Origin of the sequence: Brevibacillus panacihumi W25 (assembly GCF_000503775.1) — a bacterium.
GTDB lineage: Bacteria > Bacillota > Bacilli > Brevibacillales > Brevibacillaceae > Brevibacillus > Brevibacillus panacihumi_A.
On the sequence record NZ_KI629786.1, the window covers coordinates 102,747 to 121,124 of the forward strand.

Sequence of the window (18,378 nt, forward strand, 5' to 3'; positions counted from 1 at the left end):
ACAGTTAATTTCCTCCCACACTTACTATTAATTTATTTCTAAGTAAACTATAAATAAATGCTATTAAATCCTCTTCCAACTTAATAGGAGACACATTGTATTCATTCTTCAAAATTAAAATAATCTCTTCGACAGTCTTAATTCCATCCAATTCACTCCAAATGCGTTCACTTATTCCTTTAAGAAAGTAATATTTGTCGTCAATAAAACTATGTATCCCAATACCTTCTTCCGTATTAAATATTTTCAGGTCTAGACTATAGTAATAAACGTTATTTTTACTTAACATCCAATAATTACTCTCCTTACTATGGACGGAGGCACATTACCTCCGCCCAAAAACATTGTTAAGTTACGCTCTGCATTTACTGAAAGTAAGATCTGTTCTACATTTGTTGAAATCTGTTCTGCACTTATTGAAAGTAGAGAACTCATTCAGATAGGAGACCATTTCTTCCAAATCACCAACCAAAAGCAACTCAGGGCATTCATATTGTTTCATTTAATTCACCTCCTTTCTCTATTTAAAAATCAACGTTGCATCCCCAAATTCATAGAACAGATACTCTTTTTGTATTGCTTCTCTGTAAGCGTCCATTATTAAACTTTGTCCAGCCATGGCTGCAGCTAAGGCGATTCGACTTGTTCTTGGCCCATGAAAGTTAGTTACTATACCATCAATGACTTTAAACTCAAAGCCTGGATAAATATATAGATTAGTCCAAGAGCTTCCACTTTGAATAACCCCGTTTTCATTAACAGAACTTTCTAATGTCCGAGTAACAGTAGTACCTATTGCTATTATTTTATTACCTTTTTCTTTAGTCTCATTAATTTTACGAGCAGTATTCTCTGATATAGAATAACTTTCAGAGTACATTTGGTGCTCTTCCAGTTCTTCTGTTTCTATGGTCATTGAACTTAAACCCGTGTGAAGAGTGATATACTCTATTTCTATTCCTGAATTTTTCAATTCCTCTAATAATGTTTTTGTAAAATGTCTCCCTGCTGCAGGTAACTCTACTGATCCAGGAATTGTTGCATACTCATTTTGGTAATATTCAAGTGACCACATTTTTTCAGTGTAGTTTGAAATTATTGGTCTCCCGTATTTTTCAGATAGGAAGATAAGCTCTTCTTCATGAATTAACTCCAATTCGAATAGACCATATATATCATTACTTGGGCCAATTATCTTAAATTCTAGCCCCTCACCTACTTCAAAGATTTGATTTGCCATATTATCCTTAAAAGTATTATGTAATGTAGCTAACCAACGTCGTTTGTCTAATTGACTGCATAAGGCTACACTTACAAAACCCACATTTTTATTTTTTCCTTGAAAAACAGCATTAATAGTTTTGCTGTTATTTAAAACGATTAGGTCACCTTCACTTAGATAGCTCCCAATATTTCTAATATTGTCATGAATTATTTTATTCTGACTTTTTTGGATGACCAACATACGACTATCACTTCTATTTTGACCATCTATTTCTCTTGGTCTTCTTGCTAATAATTTTGGAGGAAGTTCAAAATCGAGTTCACTAACCTTCATTCTTTTCTCCCCTTCTATTTATTTTTATTTATTAAATTGCAATTCATTCTGAGAAATTATCAAAATTTGTAAACACCCCAACCTCTTTTCCATATTTTATCAGGGTTTTTTTGGAATATCAACTCTGTTTTTACATTTTTTTGTCGATTTAACAACCCTACCAGTTTGGTCCATATTCTTTTGGCAGTTCATTCACACTATTAACTTATAAAATATCAAGTTGATTAAGGATTTGAGAATGATAATCTCATTCTTGATCACTTTGTGGTATACGCTTACAAGCTTACAAAAAAATTGCCCCTGAGCACCTCTTTCCTGTATCTTAAAGTTGCTTAGACTACAAGATAAAGAGGAAAGAAAATACTTCAGATGGCTAATTATGAGTTTGTCAGTAAACCCGTAGACAAGATATCCAAACCTAAGCCAAAGCCAGTCACTGAATCTGTTCAACCAATCATCTTGAAGTGACTACGTCAAGATGAACAAGCCCTTACGAAAGCAGCGGTACACTGCGAAACGCATTTACCAAAGACTTATGGTAGATTATGATTTCACAGGCGGTGAATTAAATATTGGTGCTATGTTAGACAACTACAGCGTCTCTCTACCAAAAGCATCTCCCGCCAGGGAAGTTTGCTTAAATTGACTAAGTTGAGGTTGATATTCTGCTGTTTGGAAAGCAAGTTACCATCCAGGTGTTACTTTTTGCGTTGCACGTATAGCCGGAAAATCTTTGTCCAAACGTTCAAAACAGGAAGCACTTTTACACGGTCATGTAAATGCCTTCGTGTTTCTTGGAGCTGTACCTCAAGCTATTATTTATGACAATTTAAAAACTGTCGTGAAGAAGATTCTGGAGGGGAAAAATAGAGGAGGAGCAAGAGTAGTTATTCGATTACGGGCACACTATTTGTTCGAAAGTTACTTCAGTGAATCTTCAAAAGGGAATTAAAAGGGTCAGGTTGAGAACCTTGTTAAAGTAGTCAATCAACAGTTTTTTTACGCTACTGCCTTCTATATCCTCTTTTATATGAGCTAAATGGTTAGCTATTGGAAAAAGGCGTAACTTATGAAAACACGAAAGTTCTTCGATCAACAACTACATTGGCTGAAGCCTATATTGAAGTTCAGGAGCACATGTTGCCACTTCCATCTCAGCCCATAGATTGCTATCGGGTCGTACCGGACAAGAGTACATTCCCTCTCTTTATTTATCTTTGAGCAAAACGCGTACTCCGTACCCGTTTCTTACGCCTCTAAAGGAGTTAGTGTGTCGCGTTTATGCTGATGATCTTGCGATCTATCATAATGGAGAGCTTATCACTACCTGTAAACGCTGTCTTGAGAAAAAAATAGGTTTTTGACTATGATCATTATCTAGATCTCACGTGGATCCGAACTGGAAATGTTCTATACACCCAGCACTTGCAGAAGGCAGAATTACCTGATGTTTATGATCGGTGCAAACATCGGTCTGGAAGAATGAAAAACTTTATCCGCATTTTCTTAATAAAATGTCCCTGTTTTCCAAAAAAAGTCCCCTATGTTTACCCAGTATAATGACTTATTGCAAAAAAGATTATGGTTCTTTGAATACATTATTTCTGCCCAGAATCAAGAAATTCTTTACGGTAATAGCTTGCTGCAATGGAACGTCAAATCCCTTATGAAGAATTCCTTTTGGTTCCTTTGGAACAAGAAGTTTTGCAACGAGATACGAATCAAATTGCAACCAGTACGCAAACAGGCAAGGTTTACTGTAAGTACATCAAGAAGGCTGAGAATGTAATCTTTATCGGAGATTCGGGCCTAAGAAAACACATTTATCAGTCTCCCTTAGGGTGGAGGCTTTCCTTACACTGTTCAATTCTGAAAACTCGTTAAATTATGTAATAAGACGATGGAGGCTCAATCAAAGAAGCGTTTACTTCAATTGGTGAAACAGTGGTCAAAAGTCGATCTTGCCATTCTTGAAGAAGTAAGGTTTATTCCTTTAAAAAACATGAGCGGAACTACTCTTTAATTCTGTGTTGACCGCTACGAAAAAGGAAGAATGATCATACCGAGTAATTGAGACTTCGCAGATTTGAATCAATCAGGATGTGCAGATAACGACTGCTTTAGTGGATCGACTTACCCATCGTGCACATATTTTTTTGAAACGAACAGCGACAGTTACCGGTTTAAGCAAAGCCTAAAACAATCGTAATCATGAGAAGGTTACCCATCCATCGTGGGAATAATTTTTCCATAGTGGTCAATCTTTTGACTGACATTCATGGAGTTAACTTACTATTTACAGCGATTTCAACGGTTAAATTCCTGATCCCTTGGGTAACAAAATTTGAATAGTTTTTCATTGCACGCTCCGTTGAGATTAGCAAGCAATAACTCGGTTCTCTGTCTTATTTTTGGTCAATTATAATATCCTAAACTCCTTAAATACAAATGTGAAGGTTTAGGCTGCCAGTTGGTACAAATCATTTATAAATTTTTTGTTTAGAACTTCCGTGAATGTAAATAAAGGCTGTTTAGCATAGAATAATAGATTAGTTAAGTTAACCTAGAAATCCCTTTGGACCCTCCCTAAGTCAAAAAATAAACCTAGACTAGACTCCTCTAGGTTTATCCTTAACTTCAAATTTTAGAAGAACACAAATTTCATTGGGTAACTTTAAAAAAATAGCATGTAAAATAAGCTAATAGTTATCGACTTATCAATGCGGAATTTCCGAACTTTTCCATATATTCAACTGGATTTATCACGACTTCTTCGAATAAGGCTATATTTATTTTTGCTTCCTCTAAAATACTTACTGTCTCCTCTCTTTTTCTATAACTATCTAAGTATACAACTCCAATAATTCCTTTTTTTATTATCACTTTTGCACAATTTATACATGGAAAATGTGTAACAAATAAAATACAATCCGCTGCATCTTGTACATCTAATAAACAATTAATCTCTGCGTGTATACTACGAAGACAATGATTATCAACCATTAAATGCCCAACTTCATCACAATGTGGATGTCCAGATAATGAAGAATTATAACCCATACTTTTAATACTTTTTTTCTTAGGATCATACAAAACTGCTCCTACTTGCGCTCGATCACAAGTAGATAATTGACCGATTCTTATAGCAAACTCCATATTGATTTTAAAACGTTCCTTTAATCTTTCAAAGCTTTTTATATCTCTTTGGTTCATTTCTTAGCCTCCTCCATTGTTGTTAGTTTATAATAATTATTCTATTTCTTTTAGCTCATAAATCACTGTTGTGAAAATTATTTAATATCGGATTATGCAATTTACAGATCAATATTTTATAACTTAACACTGGTCTCGTAAATATTTTCGAACAACCATTTTCTACGGTTCAATTCAGAGGAAAACCTAGTTTGGTTGACGGGAGATAGGTACTACCAATTATTCGAATACCACAGAAACCTAAAAAACTCTCTATGGAGCTCTCAATTCAAGAGAGTCAAATCTATTCGTAACTTTCCCAATTTATTTTTGGCAAGTTCATAAATCGTTCATCTAGCATAGCCTTTGAGAGAGCAATGTTTTCATCTCACTTGATATCCCTCTATAAGATCGTTGGCACACAAAAATGTTATCTTCACGGCTTTATATCCATAATATCTTCCTTGACCATCCCTTCTCTTTTCCTTCCGGTTGAACCTTTCACTAACGATAATAATTTTATCTTCATCATGATGAGATTTGGCCATAACATACGTGATAGATTCAAACGGATATATCTTTTGAGTACTATTCTTCTTTAAAATCCGAGTAATGCACTAATGTTCATATTACATACCATACATACTTTAGGGTGAGATCTAGATAGATAGGACTATTGAAGTAATAGTGTATTAACTAGGCATTAAATAAAATTAATTCGCACCGTTACCTACTTTTCCAAATGTCTTACCCCTAGTCGTTATTGTGTAATGTCCAAAGTTCGGTTACCACGTACCCATTAATCCATGCTTAATTTTGCGGAGTAATTCCACGAAGATTTCAAACCTTCTTGGTATAAGACAACGGAGTATTCTTGTTTTCGTAATCCTAATTGAAGGTACGCCTTGTGACATCTTATTACATTTTTGGACCTGTTCACACAAACTGTTTGCGGTTTAACCCCTCAAAATTAGAGTCTTTCTCCCTTATTCTCGCATTTTCATATGATTCTTCCTTCTTCCCTACTTCAACCACCTTGGAGTCGGAGTCTAGAAAGGAAACCGTCTAGCGTCAAGGAGATCACTTGACCCCAGACGGTTTCCTTTCTGCTTGTCAGCTAGGTTGAAGTAGGGATCGTTCTGCAATCCTTTGCCACACTACACTTTCACAACAAATGGTGTAATGCGTTGCAGGGTAAAAGCTTTACCAAATTCTACAGGTGATAAATCGTACAAGCTTCCGTGAATCCGGCGCTGATTGTAAAAGAGCAGATAGTTTGTCACGGTTTCATAGGCTTCTTGATAGCTCTGAAATTCATTCCGCTGCAAACATTCTTTCTCCAAAACGCTGTGAAAGGACTCAATGTGAGCGTTTTTGTTTGGCGTCTTTGGAGGAATTCGTTCGTGAACGGTTCGGAAGCTTTGACAGGCCTCCTCGAATACATGACTAATAAACTGCGGACCGTTATCCGTACGGATAACAGGGGGATTCTCGTTGTCGAATTGTTGCCGTTTCCACAAAGCTCTTTGAAGAATCTGAGATGCATGTTTTCCTTCGCATGACAAACCAAAATGATAGTCTACGATCGCTCGATCATAGACGTCAATGAGACTCATCAGGAAAAAGAAACGATGTTCCCCGGCGATAAATCCGTATTTTACGTCCATCTCCCACAATTGATTCGGAGCGGTGATCTCTCGGTTATTGGCAAGCCTCCGGGGATGATGACTATTCTTTTTTCGTTGTGGTTGTAAAAGTCCTTCTTCTTTCAGCAGGCGGTACACTTTTTTCTTGTTGATGATCAACTGGTGATCTCGCCGCAGGCAGACCGTAAGCTTTCGATAGCCATAAGCAGATTCTTCATCCGCAATCAGTTCCGATATCCATTCTTTAATTTGCTCGTCACTGACAGGTTGTCCGTCCGTTGACAATGAATAACCAGGGATCGGCCGCCCTCCATGGTAAACCCGTGGCTTTTGAGAGGCCTTATTTTTCCGATAGTAGTAGGTTGCTTCAAGGATGCCGACAATACGTAGCACCAATTTGGCTGTATACCCCAGCTGTATCCACTTGTCGGCTATTTCCACTTTGTCCGATAAGCTGGGTTCACCTTTTTTACAAGATCACGGAGGATCGCGATTTCCAAATCCTTTTCTCCAAGTAGTTTCTTCAGTTGATCATTCTCGGTTTCCAATTCACGAAATTCTCCCGGGCTCGGAGTATAACTCGTTACCGCTTTGGCTTCGGCAGGAGTGTTTTTCCAATCCGCATGTTTCGAATCACGTATCCAACGATACAACATTTTCGCATCGATCCCATGCCGTCTGGCAACTTGGCTTGCATTTCCTGCATCTTGGGCTTCTTGAACCAGCTGTTGTTTAAACTCGATTGGATAGCGTTTTCGTTGCATAAAAAATCCCCCTCTGTTCTTCTGATACCAGCTTAACAAGATAAGGGGGGTAGACTCAAATCCAATTTTGGGGCTTAAGAGTTTGGAGTACATCTACAATCAATTGTATACTTACTTTTTTGTTCAATGCCACCTATTGGATTTTCCTTAAGAATACCACTGAATGTCGTTCTATTTAAAAATAGTGTTCGGAATCCTTTGTTCTAATGATGTTAGTGGAAAGTTCTCTTTGCTTTATTTCTCGCCATAATTCAACTGTTGGAAGTGTATTCATAATTATTTCGCATAGTTCGTCAACATGATCACGCATGGCTATATATAGAGCAGCCACCTCATTATCATAATCGTTTAGCCAATTTTATATACTAATAGTTTACCAAAGAACAACCTCAACCAACATAGACGTCACGATTTTCTAGATGATGAATTCCCCAGGAAAGATAAAAAACTATACCATATGGCAAATGATCCCCTTTTTTTATTTTTCACATACTTCATTGCGAGTTAATCGAACAACCTTAGATCATCCAAAAAAGGAGTCCCTTTGACTACGGACTCCTTACTCGTAAATTTATTCGTTTAATTCTCTTAACCTCTCACTAATTACAATCTTAAAATCATCTGTTATCCCGCGATAAGACCTTCTATAAGCTTGAATTGTTTCGACCGTAATCTGCTTATAGTTATAATACGTTTTGAGCTGCCAAACTAATGCAGGCAAATGTCGGAGCTGGTACTGCTCTTTTGTTTCGGAACATTCTATAAGTGCATTATTGCTTTTGGGTAGATGTTGTATGTAAGTCTTAAGTCTACCTACCTCTTTTTTCGAAAGAGTTGCCATAATTGAATATTTACCTACCCTTGTATTAGGATTTGATTCTATTAATTTTTTGGCAGAGTCTCTAATTTTCTTTTCTAATGTCACGTCAAACTCGTTCCAATCAAACCTTACAAATGACTTTGAAAGAGGTAAGTTTTCTTCAAACCATATCGCATCATTTCGTCTTAACCAAGCATACTCTTTTCTATACTTAGTAAGAATTTGATTCCTACTAAACTCAGGGTTTCTCTGCATAAAATTCACAATCGTCTGTCTATATTGTTTTTTTTGTTGGCTTTCTTCGGAAATTTCACTTGTTGCTGCAATTTCATTCCCTACTATCAGTAGTTTAAATTGCATACTCATGGAATGTTCTTTAGCCACTTTACGAACGAAATCCACAGAACAGAAAAGTTTTGTGGCAATTCGCCCCAATGTTTCACCTTCCCCTAAGAGGTGTACAACTTGATCTTCTTTTGCCTTTGAGAAAAAAACATTATTACGATAACGACTCCTCTTAATTACCGAACCCTTTTTCCACTCCATAACATACCCTGCCTGGCAACATTCACAAATAAACTGGCCTTTTATTCCCCCTAGCCCATTTTTCGTACGAGCGCATTTATGAATGGTACTTTGCATATACTCAGGGCAATTCTTATTTTTACAAACCCACGGACCATTTCCGAACGGAATTTCACTGACGAATGGAACTGGTTTTAATATGAACCTTTCTAGGGAACCAGCTAAAAACTTGATCAGCAACAGGCTAAGAGGTACATTGACTACCAAAGGATCGGTCTTGTAACCTAAGATTCGTTCGATTGAGTTCCATTTTTTAATATAGTTTATTTCAATACCCATCCTCAAAAATTGTTCATGTGTAAAAGCATTAAGAAATTCCTTTATAAAAACTTGCTGTCGTATTTGCTTACCACCAATTTTAAGAAAACCTTTTACATTAAGGTATTCCCAAAATCTTTGCTTAAATAGCCATAGTTTTATTTCTGTTGAATGAATAAATAAAAACTTCAAATCCATGTGTAATTCTTTTTCAAACTGATCATTCATGTTGCTACTTTTTCTATACATTATATTATGTCCACTTTTACATCTGCCCAAAATAGGGGTGTACATTAGTTCTGTTCCACAGTCATCACATTGTGTTATTAAGTCTACAGAATGCTTAAAACAGGTATGGATAAATGCATATTGATGTTCACGATGAATGTATGAAACCCCATAAATTTCCCAATCTTCTTCTATGCATTGAGGGCAATATTTAATCTCCTCAGATACACTCTTTCCATATTTACTCCCCACCAATTTCCCTACGCAGATTTCCTCTAGCTCTGCTCTATGTAAAATGTCCTTGAGAATAGAATTAGTACGACTCTCAGAAAGAAAAGGAAGGAAAGTAGGCAACAAAGTATGTTTCTCAATAATAGTCTGGGCTTGTAACTCTTTGCAAAAAGGAAGTTTTTGTAGCAAAATTTCTAGTGACCTAGGGAATACTGTAAATTTCGATTTGGAACCAAATAACTCAATATTTGTGTCGGTAATTTCTCGATTTAGTGAGTACATATGATAACGATACAATATACTTCTGAAGTCTTCATTTGGTAATGGGGTTGGAAAAAACATTATGTTCTCCACTCCGTGATCCCCCTTCTCTAATTACTCTCCTGGCTATTAATTATTTCATTAAACCTATCCTGAACTCGTTTACTAAGAGGCTTTTTAAGTCCCGCAGTTTTCTGTAACCTCCATGCTATAATCATGTTCCCCCCTTCCCTTATTTGTTTTGCAGTCCATTCTAATCGACGTATCTGAAATTGTTCAGTAGTTTCAATTTGTTCATATAAAAACTCACTAGCTCTCGGTAATTTATGCAGACATTTTTCTAGTACTACTGGAAGATTATTCTCTATATTTCTTATTGTTGCAGCTACAGTAATTCGTTTAGGTGGGGTAGCTTCTTTGATCTCGGAAACAGCATGCTGTATCTCCTTTAATATAAATTCGTCCCTCTTTTGCCAGTCTACGATTGTATGTTGTGATTTATATTGATTTCTTATTTCTTTTCGAATAACTCTACCCAACCAAATACAATCATGCCTGTATAACCAGGTATAATCCTTTCCATTCAAACTCCTAACAGAAATGTTCTTACTATTTGCCTCATTGAGTGAATTAAGAAACCGCTTTCGTCGAATAAGTAATTCTTTTTTAGTACCACTTCTATTATTTTTTAAGTCTTTGGAGTGTAAATGGAAATTTTGTCTTTTAACCGTACCTGGGTCAACACCCAATAAATTAGCTATTTTTCGTAAAGATAAGTCCTGCAGGCTTAGCTCGTTTAACTTTTGATACCATGTATGGCCAAAAGATTTTATTCTTCCAATCCTAATTCTTGCATCTTTCGTCTTATCAGGACCACTTCTTGAGTAAATAAACCCACACTCACAACTAAAAGTGCCGATAGGAATTCCGTCTTTTGAAGATCGTGTTATGGTACATTGCTCAACAACTGGTTTTCCAAAATGTTCTGCAGCTTTGTTGAGGCAAGGCCATGGTCCTTCCCCAAATGGGAGGTATTTTTGTTTAATTTGGTGACCATTTATATCTAAGAACAAGTAAAAAAGTAAATGACGTAGTGGATGCCATACCTCATAAGGATCTCGCATCATTTTATGAAACCATGAATCATAAGATTTGATATCGCACCCCATTTGCTCAAGGAATTCATCCGTGTAATAGTTTCGAAAATCTTGCGTTAGCTTAACAAATTTGATCCTCCCAGTAGGGGAAATATATCCTTTATCGCTAAGCACACCTGTGTAACTCGGGATAGACATGATTCCACGTTCATGGGAATTTAATAACTTTGCAGATTCTTTTGCTAGTAATAACATATAATTCTGCCAGTCTCTTTTAATTTCGATATCCTTACATTTATCAAGTCCAATTTGTACTAGTGGGGCAAACATAAATTTCCTATCTGTTGTGGAGTAACGAATATTCGATTCAGTTAACGGAACTTCGTGTATGTGACAAATGTTAACTCCAGGAATTTGATGTGCCCGGTGCCAGTATGGTTCCGTATACTTAGCAGTATCTTGGGTATAGCAAACCTTACAGAACTTTAAATATTTCGATGACTTAATTCGACATGAAGGCATTCCTAATGTTATATGTACTTCTCCCGATGGCGAACTGCGTACCATGCGCTTGTATATCTCAGTAGATTTCTCCGTGTTTAAAAAAGAAGAATAATAGGGGAAAATCGTATGCTTCCTTATAAGAGTTTCAACAGAATACGCATTATGAAGCTGTTCTGATAAATAGTTCAAATTACTAGGTAAGTCTATTGTTGCGCTTGTAAGTTGATTACCAAACAGGTCTTTTATTGTCTGTTTTTCTGAATTATTACCTGACGTCAGATGATATCTGGCTAGTCCGCTATACAATAATTCGTCAGGTAATAATCTTGGGAAATGCGCTAGCAATAGAATCATCCCTTTCTTAGATTCTATTACTAGTTTTTCTAATAATGGTCTAGTTTAAAACACAATTCATTTTTACACGATTAATTTAGCCAATTCGTCCTCGTTGGGTACATTACCGAGCTCAACGAGCTTTTGATAAATTACCTCTCCTTTATCAGTCTTACTCTGAACTGCATTTGTTAAATTATCTTCATCACGTACTTGAGGAGCTATCTTTTTCCTTCCTTTTCGTACTGGCCCTTTACTACTTTCTTCCTCATCTACAGATTTATCAATCTCCTTGTCTACGTTAGTTACACTCACCTCGTGCACTACTTGTTTACGTAACTTAACGAAGTCACACTCTGCCTCGTTCCGATTTAATACTCTCTGAGCAATCACTTCAGCAACTTCGGGAGATGCACCAAAGTCCATTGCCGTTTTGATGAGTTCTTCGAGTTTATCCTGATCTTGTTCTACCATGGCATCTCGTATCATCCTAGTTCTAATTTGGCCTTGCAAATTTATCTTCTCAGTAGCCTTTTGCATAAATTGGTCCAACTCTTCCCATTTGGGATATAAATCATCGACTGACGCATATGAATTCGGATCATTGCGTTTTAGAACTTTTAGGAGGGGTTGGACCAGCTGCATATGACGATCTGCCACGGATTTTAATAATTGTGCAGTTATTTTTTCATTTCCCTCTTCATCCTCCATAGCTTCCCATTGAGCAAGCATATAAAGTTTAACCGCAATATCCACTATTCCCTGCGATAATTCATACATTCGTTTTTTTATAGGCGATGTCAGTGCAGTTTGTTTAGACGTCCACTGATATTTCCATAGATTTTCAATAAAATAGTCCCATTCATCCCCTTCCATTAGTCGATCCAATATTAAATCTCCTTGTCCCGTGCTTCTTCTTGCTTGGCTAAATGATCCCGATAATAGCTTCATAGCTTTAAACGTCCCAATTAATACCACTGGTACCCCTATCGTATTAATCAATTGGGTAAAATAATTGAGCATTCTTTCTGCTCCACCACTCTTCATAAAGCTCAGATTTTGAATCTCATCTATCACGAGTACACCTAGTCCATGGAGTGTAGCAATATGAGCCATTACGGGAATCAAAATATCTACAGATGAACCTTTAGAAACAATTTTTTGAAAGTAATTGGTGCCAAGGTGTGAATCAACTGCCTGTAGGAAATTTAAACACAGACCCTTTAAAGATCCGTCAAATGGGCAATTTAACTTAAGCCATACCAACTGTTTGCGTATGAATGGCTGATCCTTATAAGTCGAATGGTGAATAACTTGTGGATATAACAGAAGAGTACTTTCAATTGCAGTTGTCTTCCCTTGCCCACTTACACCAAGAATAGCAAATCCTGCAGCAGTAGATCTGAGACCTGCTAAATTGACTCCAGCTTCATCAATACCCGCTTGAAGAATATCCTTGAAGCCAATATGGAATTGCCTTACACTCTCTGCTGCAAACGGATTTCTCGCCTTATAACCATGCCTGATTAATCTAGATAAACGTTGCTCCACAAGCAAATGTGCCGGCAATGGTTCAACATAATCAGAAATCTGCTGAACTAGATGTAACCGTGTTTGCTTTCCAAGTTTACGTTGCTCCTCGTGGTAGTGTGGATATTTGCCTATATTAGCTGCCACATAGGATTCTTCAAATATGGGCGGCAGTGCTTCAATGAACGGATTGTCCTGATAGCCCACTACCTCTTGTGATAAATACTGAGCCTCGACTTGCCGTCCAATAAGACTGGGCGTATATTGATACTTTGACTCACTACTTACTCTCATAACCATGTTCATTACCTCCCGATCTAATTTTTAATAGGAAAGCGATTTTTGACTTTGGCTTATATGAATCAATGGTAGCTACTCTATCCTCTGTTTCTCTATTAGCTTCATTTTGTTTCGCTTTATTTAATTCGAATCGTTGTTCTTTGCGGAGTCGGTCCCGTGTTTCTTTTTTATTCTGCCGAATGCCGGTCTTTCGTTCCGTTTTAGTTAAATTAGCATCACGTAGGTCTTCCATTCTTTGCTCTGCTTTGGATTTGATGTCTTCTAATTTTGCACTTAACTCTACTTCTTTTTGAAGTTGAACCGTATCGTTATACAAGGCCTTATTAATCTTCTCTTCATGTCGAATTTCTTTAACTTCTTCCAAACTCAAATCATAAAATCGGGATGATTTTTCGAGTAGATTACATTTGATAAAACTCTTCCCGTCATGTGACTTCACATACACATGGTTTACACTGCGCCGATCATATGCGATTAGAGTTTTTATTGATTTTCCTTGCACAAACCATCCCTGCTCAGCAAGCTCTCCACAACCATAGTACATACCCTCAAAATATATACCTTCACGACTAGCGGTTACTTTGGCTTCTGGTAAAACGTTTAACCGTACAATATCCGGGTGGACCTCTTTTAGGAAATGATCATGCTTTATCCCCCAGCACCACAAATCTCTGGCAATCGGCTTAACTTTGTCCCTCAACATCGCTTTATCTAATGGGTAATATTCCATGTAATGATAATTATTTCGATGGAGAATCGTTTCAATCATCATTTTAGTAAAATCTTTAAGAGTCAACTTTGCATCTAGAACATAATCTGGACCACCACGCTTGATATATTCTTTTTTGATAGCACCGGGCATCCACGGCTGGACAGTAACATTCAACGTGCGAAATTGTTGTTCTACAATACCTTTTAAATCAGCTCGATAAGGAGGAGCATTCTTGAGTTTTATTCCTAATGCTTTGCTTAGCGAATCCGCATTCTTGCTCTCCATCTCTCCTCTATCTGCATAGAACGACTCAGGTAAATGGTGACAGGGCCACTCTTCTTGTTCGATAGAGATACCGTAATCCGCACAAAAATCGACCTTATTGACTGCCGTATTTTCAATAGCCATCATTACACCTTGCCAGGATGGCCCCTCAAAGCCGATATACATACCAACTACCATATGTGTCCAGACATCAACCACGACATAGACAACAGGTCTACCAATTATCAAATTAGGATCTTCTGCACTCACTAAGTAAACGTCTGCTACCGTTGCGTCTACTTGAAATATATGACCTGGTCCTGCTGCTTTTCTCGTTTCTGAACCAAGTAATGGTCTAAAATCGCGGTCAAAGGTAACGCTGCCCTCTCGTGCTATTAATGTGTCTTTTCTTCTGTAATGTGTTCGAATATGATATCTTAACTGTGCAATACTGGGGACCTTATATCCTGGAGGGATAATAGGTATCTCTCTTCCATTCTTTATTTCCATTCCTATGTTAAAACGTTTCTTTAGCATCTCGATGTATGTGAATCTTACAGAATCCCTTCGATTTACCTTTAAATAGACCAATCGAATAAACTCATCAAATATTTTCCGCACGCCCTCATTCACAGATACACCAACATGTTCAGGACTAATTATCGCAGTAAGTCTAGGCCTCCCCATTTTCTTCTTTGGGTTTTTAAGTTTGCCTTTCCCCCCGCACTTTCGAAATCGTGGAAGCAGTGCATTCTCCATCTTCCCACCCATCCAATAATAACGGAGATATTTATAAATATATTTTTTTGTTTTCCCAGTTTTCGAACACACTTCTTTTATCATTTGATATCTTTCATGGGGGTCGTATATATTCGGTTCCAAGTCAACGATATCTTTTATACAAAGCCAAGCATTATCTCTAACTTTGAGTTCGTTAGTTGTTAACTTCTCTTCAGGAACCATATATTGTGAATACGGTTCGAACTCGAGTTTAAGTACTTTTCCCTCCTCTATCTCTTGCTCGAGCTCGGATAGTATCTTCCGCACTGGTAGGGCCTTTTTGTCTATTATAGAAATCGTGATGACCGCATCCTTTTCGCGATTCATCCACAGTACTCTTTCGCATTCGATAAGCTTTCCATCTTTTTTATACTCAAAAACATTGTTAACAAATAATCTCATAATAATGTTTCACCAACCTTATAAAATCTGTTAAGTTCAACATCAAGTGGATCCATAGTTGGGCGAATTCTTATAGTCATGTCCACCAACCAAATTCGATTTGCAATTAGGTACTTAACTATTTGGATACATGTACCTGGTGCAAGCCCCAGTTTCTTATCAAGTTCCTGTGTTGTTTTGGCAAGAGGCTTATCCTTTTTCTGAATAGCTTCTAAAAGACTCTGCGCTATCTTACCAATGATTGGTGGAATATTATGATCTAACCCTTCGAGATTACGTGAAGAGTGTAGCCATTCAACATTTTTAGCTAAATCATAATTTATCTGATTTTCTGTAATGAGGCTCCATTTTATTCCAATGTCCTTGAAATACTGTCTCTCAATCTCCAGTTTTTCTAAAACCCTCTTATTTAAGTTGGAAATCGGTTTTATAGAATGGGCTAAGTATTCATGACCGTCCGCTCCATTTACAGTTAGCAACATATCGACAGTCATAACGATTGGATGCTTTGTTTTTGGGTCAATCGGATGCCTTACACCTAATTTATTTGCAATGAATAAAGTCTTTTCGAGAGGCAAAAGTGGATATTGTTCACGTATATCTATGACACCCTGAGCCCACTCCAATTGGTAATGATGCGATAGCTCATAATTTTCGGACAAATAGTGATGTAATCTACCACTCTTCCACCCGAAAATTCTTGTGACTACTCCTTTAGAAGGGACATCATGAATAGTTAACCAGGGTTTATAATCTGCAAAATTCCCTTTCCCTCTCCCTTCCCTAATTCTTCTTTCAATGACTGATGCTGTTGTTGAGCACTTTCGCTTTGACACGTTTTTACATACCCCCTAATGTTTGTTTTTCACATACACTTTTAGGTTTTCCAATAATTTTTATGTTTACACAAAAAAATATTGATATATCGATATTTTGGAGTTCGATCATTTTCTATAATCTTTCTACCTCATTTCTCGTGAACTCTTGTTATATGAATAGTATTATAAGAAAAGATAGTTTTATTTATTGGCGCAAAATTATCGATTTTTGGCGCAAATCGGAGATGAATACCCTGAATAATTTGATTAATAAGTTTGAAACTGATAGTACTAAATGGAGAGTTGAGTTTGAAAAAGCTTATGTAGAGTGGGTTGACCTTGATCTGATAAACGTATTACTTCAAAGTATTGATTGCTCAGTTCGTTTTCTTTGTGAAATGATTAATGATACAACAAGGTGGCCATCCAAAATAAACAAAGGTTTAAAAACAGTAAGTTATCCAAGAATACGAGATGCAGCTGATTTCTTAGGTATTCCACCATGGCTATTATTCAACCATAAAGAAAAGAACTCCAAATTAAAGGAGCTCTTCGAAAACACAACCACTATTCATCAACCACTGCAACTACCATATTTCAGTGAACATAAACGCCTATCCCTTTATGAAGATTTTTTGTCTGAACTATCTATAAGAGTCAATGAAGATGACTATTACTTTCTTTCTTCAAAACTTGAAGCTCTATTTCAAAATAAAAATTATAGCGATGTAATCACAGGAAATTGGAAGGCACTTGCTACTTATCTAATGGATATTAGACGCGACTTTTCAGGTGGGGCAACATTTTCGTACAGGAATGTAGAGAGAAGCATCTTTAATGGACATCTCCGCGTTAACTTCGCAACACATCAAAAAAATCATCAGTGGTCGTTAATTAAATCCGGTTGGTTAGCCCTAGATATGGAGCAATTTGAATTGAGCCATGATAGTGAATACCATTCTTTTCTCTCTACCATAGTTTCCGATACTTATTGGATTTTTGAGCATTCTCCATGGATATTCAATATAGATACTCCTAATAAACAGATCAAATTACTAACATGGCATTCACTACGAAAATCAGACGTACATTTTGAATCTGTTTCCGAACTTATTAACCGAAAGTTACCCGAAGCAAATTTTACAATGAATATCCAAAATCAATTGATTCAAGATCAAACAGTACTTTTTGTTAAGAAGGAAAATATTTTTGCGGATTTTATTCAATTAATTAAAGAAGATGTTCCCCATGTGACTTCTCGTCATCAAAAAAAACGGAGATCTAACACGTTACAAATATTGTTTGACAACAAAGTGTTACACCACGGGGATGAAATAATACTTATACCACCTAAAAAATTGAATGAATTCGACGAGAAAGATCCTCGCTATAAAGCAACAATCGTGAAGGAACCCAACAAAATACTTGTACAGTGGCACTCGGATGGCAAAGTATACTCTATTTCTGGTTTAACAAGGTTAATATTTAATCAATCCAAAATCCAGCACTACTCAGATAAAACTCATTTGAATGGAAATATTCATTGGCGCTTACTGTGTGTTGAAAACTCCCTTTACTCAATGGCTGAGGATTTGATTTCGTCCCAAAAAATATAGAAAAGGCGGGTATATTCTTAGTTAATTTTAGAGGAGATTCAGGGATATATCTTTATGTTTATAAAAATATTCAGAATGGCCGATGCGGTGCATTGGAAGACAACTATTTCCCTCCATCGAATCATCATCTCCTCAATCCCACTGCTGCTTATTGCAATACTATTGCTTTTTTTACCGTGAAACCAGAATATCCGATCCTTAATCCTTATATAAATTTACAGCGTTCTGATCGTTGTTAAAATTTTTGAAAACCATTTATTACAAAAAATCTTGACATTCATTAATCTTCTGAATATACTAAGTAATACAAAACCAAATACACCAGCCTTCAAAACTTATAACGGCAATTTCCCGAGAGGGTGCCAACAAGTAGGAAGCGCGATGAAAAGCTTGGTTAAGACGCATGCTATATTTATGCATTGTCCGTCTATTCCTTTCTGTACATTACCGCCCCTACTCTGTAGCGTGGTGGTTTTTTG

At 36.7% G+C, this 18,378-nt stretch carries 11 protein-coding genes; 1 reads left to right on the top strand and 10 read right to left on the bottom strand.

Annotation, left to right across the window (positions count from 1 at the left end):
• Positions 1–4: 4 nt before the first annotated feature.
• The 10 genes from T458_RS50000 to T458_RS50040 form a co-directional block, all read right to left on the bottom strand.
• The gene (locus tag T458_RS50000; RefSeq protein ID WP_023558683.1) at positions 5–289 is read right to left on the bottom strand and encodes a PqqD family protein; all 285 of its coding nucleotides are present in this window, start codon (positions 287–289) and stop codon (positions 5–7) included.
• Between the two features lie 231 nt (positions 290–520).
• The gene (locus T458_RS50005) at positions 521–1,558 is read right to left on the bottom strand and encodes an S-adenosylmethionine:tRNA ribosyltransferase-isomerase (protein WP_023558685.1); all 1,038 of its coding nucleotides are present in this window, start codon (positions 1,556–1,558) and stop codon (positions 521–523) included.
• A 2,706-nt stretch (positions 1,559–4,264) separates the two neighbouring features.
• Positions 4,265–4,771, bottom strand: a complete 507-nt coding sequence (locus T458_RS0129305; protein ID WP_023558686.1) for a deoxycytidylate deaminase — start codon at positions 4,769–4,771, stop codon at positions 4,265–4,267.
• 1,136 nt (positions 4,772–5,907) lie between these two features.
• On the bottom strand, positions 5,908–6,837 hold the full coding sequence (locus T458_RS50010) for an IS3 family transposase (protein WP_023555125.1): 930 nt from the start codon (positions 6,835–6,837) through the stop codon (positions 5,908–5,910).
• Positions 6,828–7,160, bottom strand: coding sequence for a transposase (locus T458_RS50015; RefSeq protein WP_023555126.1), 333 nt, complete (start codon positions 7,158–7,160; stop codon positions 6,828–6,830). The genes T458_RS50010 and T458_RS50015 overlap by 10 nt, the downstream gene beginning before the upstream one ends.
• Positions 7,161–7,731: 571 nt before the next feature.
• Positions 7,732–9,636, bottom strand: a complete 1,905-nt coding sequence (locus T458_RS50020) for a TnsD family Tn7-like transposition protein (protein ID WP_023558687.1) — start codon at positions 9,634–9,636, stop codon at positions 7,732–7,734.
• Between the two features lie 17 nt (positions 9,637–9,653).
• Positions 9,654–11,489, bottom strand: coding sequence for a TnsD family Tn7-like transposition protein (locus T458_RS50025; protein WP_171819415.1), 1,836 nt, complete (start codon positions 11,487–11,489; stop codon positions 9,654–9,656).
• 72 nt (positions 11,490–11,561) lie between these two features.
• A complete protein-coding gene (locus T458_RS50030; protein ID WP_023558689.1) occupies positions 11,562–13,307 on the bottom strand; it encodes an ATP-binding protein in 1,746 nt (581 codons plus the stop codon).
• Positions 13,288–15,465 carry a Mu transposase C-terminal domain-containing protein gene (locus T458_RS50035; protein ID WP_023558690.1) on the bottom strand — a complete coding sequence of 726 codons (2,178 nt, stop codon included), beginning with the start codon at positions 15,463–15,465 and terminating at the stop codon, positions 13,288–13,290. The genes T458_RS50030 and T458_RS50035 overlap by 20 nt, the downstream gene beginning before the upstream one ends.
• Complete coding sequence (locus tag T458_RS50040; protein ID WP_023558691.1) at positions 15,462–16,301, bottom strand: heteromeric transposase endonuclease subunit TnsA; 840 nt, start codon at positions 16,299–16,301, stop codon at positions 15,462–15,464. Before T458_RS50040 ends, T458_RS50035 begins: the two co-directional genes overlap by 4 nt.
• 227 nt (positions 16,302–16,528) lie before the next feature.
• Here T458_RS50040 and T458_RS50045 point away from each other — a divergent pair, with 227 nt between their 5' ends.
• On the top strand, positions 16,529–17,899 hold the full coding sequence (locus T458_RS50045) for a hypothetical protein (RefSeq protein WP_144083904.1): 1,371 nt from the start codon (positions 16,529–16,531) through the stop codon (positions 17,897–17,899).
• The last annotated feature ends 479 nt before the right edge of the window (positions 17,900–18,378 follow it).

What these genes read in the sequence shown, in the direction of transcription:
- T458_RS50000 (WP_023558683.1), bottom strand. Translation starts at nt 289, where the DNA reads ATGTTAAGTAAAAATAACGTTTATTACTATAGTCTAGACCTGAAAATA.
- T458_RS50005 (WP_023558685.1), bottom strand. Translation starts at nt 1,558, where the DNA reads ATGAAGGTTAGTGAACTCGATTTTGAACTTCCTCCAAAATTATTAGCA.
- T458_RS0129305 (WP_023558686.1), bottom strand. Translation starts at nt 4,771, where the DNA reads ATGAACCAAAGAGATATAAAAAGCTTTGAAAGATTAAAGGAACGTTTT.
- T458_RS50015 (WP_023555126.1), bottom strand. Translation starts at nt 7,160, where the DNA reads ATGCAACGAAAACGCTATCCAATCGAGTTTAAACAACAGCTGGTTCAA.
- T458_RS50030 (WP_023558689.1), bottom strand. Translation starts at nt 13,307, where the DNA reads ATGGTTATGAGAGTAAGTAGTGAGTCAAAGTATCAATATACGCCCAGT.
- T458_RS50035 (WP_023558690.1), bottom strand. Translation starts at nt 15,465, where the DNA reads ATGAGATTATTTGTTAACAATGTTTTTGAGTATAAAAAAGATGGAAAG.
- T458_RS50045 (WP_144083904.1), top strand. Translation starts at nt 16,529, where the DNA reads ATGAATACCCTGAATAATTTGATTAATAAGTTTGAAACTGATAGTACT.